The 4,954-nt window shown below is 42.9% G+C and carries 4 protein-coding genes; 1 reads left to right on the top strand and 3 read right to left on the bottom strand.

Annotated elements, in window-relative coordinates; all coding sequences use genetic code 11:
- Positions 1 to 231 precede the first annotated feature (231 nt).
- The 3 genes from JGK36_RS33235 to JGK36_RS33225 all read right to left on the bottom strand — a co-directional run bounded on the left by JGK36_RS33235 (position 232) and on the right by JGK36_RS33225 (position 3,697).
- The gene (locus JGK36_RS33235) at positions 232 to 441 is read right to left on the bottom strand and encodes a hypothetical protein (protein WP_293187101.1); all 210 of its coding nucleotides are present in this window, start codon (positions 439 to 441) and stop codon (positions 232 to 234) included.
- A 25-nt stretch (positions 442 to 466) separates the two neighbouring features.
- Positions 467 to 2,971, bottom strand: a complete 2,505-nt coding sequence (locus tag JGK36_RS33230) for a CHAT domain-containing protein (protein WP_293187100.1) — start codon at positions 2,969 to 2,971, stop codon at positions 467 to 469.
- Positions 2,972 to 3,094: 123 nt separating this feature from the next.
- The gene (locus JGK36_RS33225; protein ID WP_293187099.1) at positions 3,095 to 3,697 is read right to left on the bottom strand and encodes a hypothetical protein; all 603 of its coding nucleotides are present in this window, start codon (positions 3,695 to 3,697) and stop codon (positions 3,095 to 3,097) included.
- Between the two features lie 83 nt (positions 3,698 to 3,780).
- Here JGK36_RS33225 and JGK36_RS33220 point away from each other — a divergent pair, with 83 nt between their 5' ends.
- Positions 3,781 to 4,671, top strand: a complete 891-nt coding sequence (locus tag JGK36_RS33220; protein WP_293187098.1) for a hypothetical protein — start codon at positions 3,781 to 3,783, stop codon at positions 4,669 to 4,671.
- Positions 4,672 to 4,954: the final 283 nt, after the last annotated feature.

Raw genomic sequence — 4,954 nt, 5'->3', positions numbered from 1 at the left:
TATGGTGGATACGGTATCAGACACAACTGTTCGCGATTCTGTGATGCTCTCTTCGTCAAGGATATGCGGTTTGTTTATCACCACAGACTCAGGAGAGCCGGACTGGTAAATCAATCAGGAATCGACTTTTCCCAGATTCCAAGATTAACGCACTCTGGATCGCTCTTTCTTCTACGGATTGAGTTTGTTGTAGACACAGAATTTACAGATCGAAAGTCATAATTTAAGCTGCTACTGTCGTTGCTGGCAAAGGTTCAATTTCTTCTCGTTTGGCGTGACGGCGGGGGTCATCAAAATCCCAGGCAAACAGCCAATCTGGGTCAGCATTACCGCAGCCGATCGAATATATTTGGCTGTGTTTGAAATGCTGGAAAAACTCCTGACATTTTTCATCTTGCCCCGCTTTAGTTTGAGCTTCTGGCGCGGTTTCTTCGTTTGCACAGACACGATTTCAACCACCGGGTAACTACCGCCCATCCCCAATTAAAATAAACGGCGACCAATAAAAAGGATGGGGAGTCCGCTGAATCTGACTCAACTTAGCCTTCCACAAAGCTTCATTTATACTCATCCCCTTATTGATATCTTGATAAAATTGAACCATCAAATCTTTAGTAGCTGAATCCGAAACACTCCACAAACTCGCCATCACAGCTTGTGCACCCGCACGCTCAAATAAATATGCAACTCCCGATATTTCTTCACCGTTGGAATTCGCTTGCATAGCAGTTTGACACGCACTTAAGGTGAGGAGTCTGGTGTTTTGCAATCCTAATAAGGCGGCATCGGCAATATCCAATTCGCGATCGGCAAACAGGATAGTATTCGGTTTTAAATCCACTCTGTCGGGTTTCTTACAATTGGGAGAGTTAGGCAAACAGCAGCCTTCTGGTTGAAAACAGCCGTGAGTTGCTAGGTGCAAAAATGGAAAGCGAGGTGCTTGCGTTTTGAATTGGTCGAGGGTTGCTGCATTGCCGATATAGGATAAACTACCGGGAAAAATTTGGGTGAGGCTTTGAACTTCCTGTGGTGAATCTGGTAAATTGTAGGGGTCGCGCGTGACAGGATTTCCTAATGCTAAGATGCCGCCTTGTAAAGTTGAATTGGGAATTGACCTTGTGGAAATGCGGGTGAGATAGTTGACGGGATATTTCTGGATTAGGAATTTGCTATTTTGCCTATCATAAAGGGTTTCAAAGGGGATATAACGCAATTTTCCTGTGGCGATGATGCTCAATTGTTTGGGAGATAATGCCTGTATTTGGTCTTCTACAGGGCGAATTAGGATGTCGTATAGTTTGCCGCCAGTTTCTCTGTAATCTGAAGTGAGTTCGCTTGATATTTGTTCGCGGTGTTCGGTGAGGAGTTTGTCGAATTCTGCGGGGTAGATCGTAATCTTCTTAACACTTAAACTGTCTTTTGTCAAGACAAATAGGGCGACGGTATTGGGGACATTTTTGACATTTGTGAGCAAGACAGGTTGAATGACAACGGTATCGGGCGGGATACTTGCTTTCAGTTGGGCAATGTCTTTGGGTGTGGTTTCAAAGAGTTCGGCGACTTCTGGGAATTGGCGGGAAATTTCTTCTGCTTTGCGGTTGACTTCTGTTTCTAATTCCCGCATTTGTCGGGAGAGATTTTCAGAGAATTTGTCTTGGAGTTGGCGGCGGCGTGATTGGAGTTGTTGATTTTTTTGATTCCACTCGTCAATGGCTTTTTGTGCTTGGGGGTTGGCTACTTGGGCGTTGATGAGGCGGGTGTAGTCGGCTAGATCGGCTGTGGTGGCGATGTTGACCCATTGGAAAGCGCGATCGGCTTGGTTTTGATCGATGAGAATGTCAACAAGTGCAACTGCCCTTTCTCTTTCACCTTCTAAAAACTTTTTGCGATTTTCCCGCTGTAAATCTCTCCGCATTTTTAATGTGATTTCGACTGATTTTTCCCAATTATCGATCGCTTGAGTCGGTTGTTTCATATCTCGGTAGACTCTAGCAATATTACTCAAAGTATCAGCTTCTCCTGCACGATAGCCCACTTCTTGCCTAATTAGTAAAGCTTGGTTCAAGTATTTTAATGATTCTTCCGTTTGGGAATTGATGCTGTACGCTATACCCATCTGATTCAAGGTAACAGCTTCCCCCGCACGATAGCCGACTTCCCGCGTAATTGCTAAAGCTTGATTCAAATATTTTAATGCTTTTTCTGGTTGGTTGATGCTATTGTATACTTCACCAATATTACTCAACGTAGTCGCTTTCTCCGCGCTATTACTTCCTTCTTGTCTAATTTTCCAAGCTTGTTCTAAATATTCTAATGCTTCTTCTTGTTTGGACATGATCTTGTATGCTACACCCATATTATCTAAAGTAGTAGCTTCCCCCGCACGATCACTTGTTTCTCGCATCATTAGTAAAGCTTGCTTAAAGTATTTCAATGCTTCGTCCTGTCGGGAGATGCTGTTGTACACTTGACCCATAATAATCAAAGTAGTAGCTTGCTGCGCGCGATCGCCCACTCTCTCCGTCATTGGTAAAGCAATCTTTAAGTATTTCAATGCTTCTTCTTGTTGGGAAGTGCTGTTATATATTACACCGATATTAGTTAAAGTACCAGCTTTCGCTTTGCTATCGCCCACTTTGGGCAGCATTGATAAAGCTTCTTTAAAAGATTCCAATGCTTTTTCCATTTTGGAGAGCCTGTTGTAGACTTCACCAATGCCATTGAGTGCTACGACTTCATTTTCTATATCTTGAAGTTGTCGCGCAATGTCTCGAACTTCCTGCCATGTTTTGAGTGCTTGTTCGGGCTGCCCTTGTTGTGTCTGTTGTCTGGCTTTCTGTATAAGTAACCCTAATTTTTCAACCCGCAAATCTTGACCTTGCGCCCAACTAGGTTGAACTATTATGGGTAGAATTAGAGGAGTCAGGGACACACTCACAACCAAAAAAGTACGGATCAATCGTTTCATCATTGTCATAATAATTCACCAAATTTGATTAACTGAATAAATAAAAGAAACCGGGTTTTTATCTAATTTGTGAGTTGCAACGAAATATTTTCGTAAAAAAAACCGGTTTCTGGCCCCGCGACGGACTCAATAGGGAGTCGCTGCAATTGTCATCGTCTTTTTCTGCACATCAAACTGCATTTCATCGACGACATATTGTCGTTTATTTTTCCCATCTCCAACAATGACTGAATTGAGACTGTCCAACTTGTCAACAGAAAGAACAGACCCTAGCTTCACATCCGCTTGACCTTTATTCGGATCTAGCAAGCGAAAAGCGTTCATAGGAATACCGCGCCAAGTCTCTGGACGACCTTTCGCTGGAGTGCCATCGCCCCGAACAACTGGCCCCCCATTACTGCGATAAACCACCGCACTTTTGGAAAACACGATTTTATCAATTTGACCCAAAGGAATCGATACCTTGTCCCTCCCTCGCTCGATCGATATTTTTTGCGTTTTCTCATCAATCTCTACAACTCTACCGCTTTTTGGTTCGCCCTTTTTCATAGAAATTTTTGCATCTGTCGGCAACCCTACGGGTATCGCCTGACTAGCCCTGGCCTGTGCTTGTACCGATCGCAAATTCTGTTTCTGGACATCCTGACTGGTTGCATTGACCTGTATTGCCATACCCGCTGTTATTGTGATAATTGCTACAACTAAAAATGAAAGTGTTTTACGTTTCATATTCCCCCTAAACCCCTTGAAGGATAAGCGTTAACCCCGTTAGCATTATATAATGGTAGTCAACATTTTTTCAAGGTGATTCCGTGACCGCTTCTCCTCAACCTACTCCCGAATCAAACATTTTAGGCAACTTTGCTAGTGTTGTTGGCTTATTTAGTATCGCTCTATTTTTCACGGGCTGGATTTATCGATGGTCTTATTTTTACTGCTTTCAGCTAAATGTAATTACCCTCGATTTACCAGTAGAATCGTTTTTCATAGTCCCGCTTCAGGTGTTTTTAGGGGATAGCTGGACAATTGTCAAAAGTGCGATCGCCATTCTGCTCGTAGCCCTAGCGATTTACCTCACTTTGTGGCTAGTTAGCAGTATCAACAAGACAGTTGCTGCTAAAATCAATGTCACAATTACACGGTGGCTGTCCTATCGTTACGGCAGAGGATTCAAGTGGATTTACCGCATCCTGAAGTCTTGGGAACAATTTAATATCAATAGATATAACTCGATCAAATTATTGCGATCGCTCGTTGACGAAATTATCATCGTCGGTTGGGTATTGCTAGTCTTATTTTGGTCAGCTTACCACCAAGGTATTGCCGATGCTCGACGCGATGCCGGGGAAAATTCGTCTTTACCTGCCGTTGCTTTAATCGCCAAGCAAGATAATATTGCTTTAGGCAGAAAACTCAGTGATGTCTTTGATGACAAACTTACTCTAGAAAAGTATAGATTTATTGGCGACAAAGGTTTATTTGATAGTTTCCTACGCAAGGAAGACACGGATAATAATCCCAAAGAACCTAGAGTCTGGCGGTTGCTTTTGGAGAGAGGAAACTGGATTTATCTGTTTCCGGCTTTAACAACAGAACAGCAAAAAGACCCTAAAGTCCGCCCGCCAGTGATGGCAATTCAACAAAGTCAATCCGGCGATCAATTGTTAATTATAAGTCCCGAACCTTCTAAACCGTCTAAATAAATGGGCTGCTAGTTTCTATCCATGATTATACACAGATAGCAAGAAACTTCCGTTAATTTTTATCTATAGCGTGCGTCAGCTACGATCGTTTTCGATTTAAGCTAACAATCTCATCAATGACGCACCCTACTACTGCGGCGAAACGGTGCGTCAGAATTATACTTTTTGTGGCGATTCAGAATTTCCTGTCGGGGTGACAAGTCGCCTATAACGCTGATAGAATAAGGCTCATAGCTCTTATGCCTTGTTGATAATTAGGCAGTTTATGTGGAGATAAAGACAT

The sequence above is a fragment of the Microcoleus sp. PH2017_35_SFW_U_B genome (assembly GCF_020737865.1).
Lineage (GTDB): Bacteria > Cyanobacteriota > Cyanobacteriia > Cyanobacteriales > Microcoleaceae > Microcoleus.
Note: the sequence above shows the minus strand (reverse complement) of the source record. Positions and strands in the feature narration are given on the sequence as shown.

Coding starts and splice junctions, on each gene's coding strand:
- JGK36_RS33230 (WP_293187100.1), bottom strand. CDS start 2,971: ATGATGAAACGATTGATCCGTACTTTTTTGGTTGTGAGTGTGTCCCTG.
- JGK36_RS33225 (WP_293187099.1), bottom strand. CDS start 3,697: ATGAAACGTAAAACACTTTCATTTTTAGTTGTAGCAATTATCACAATA.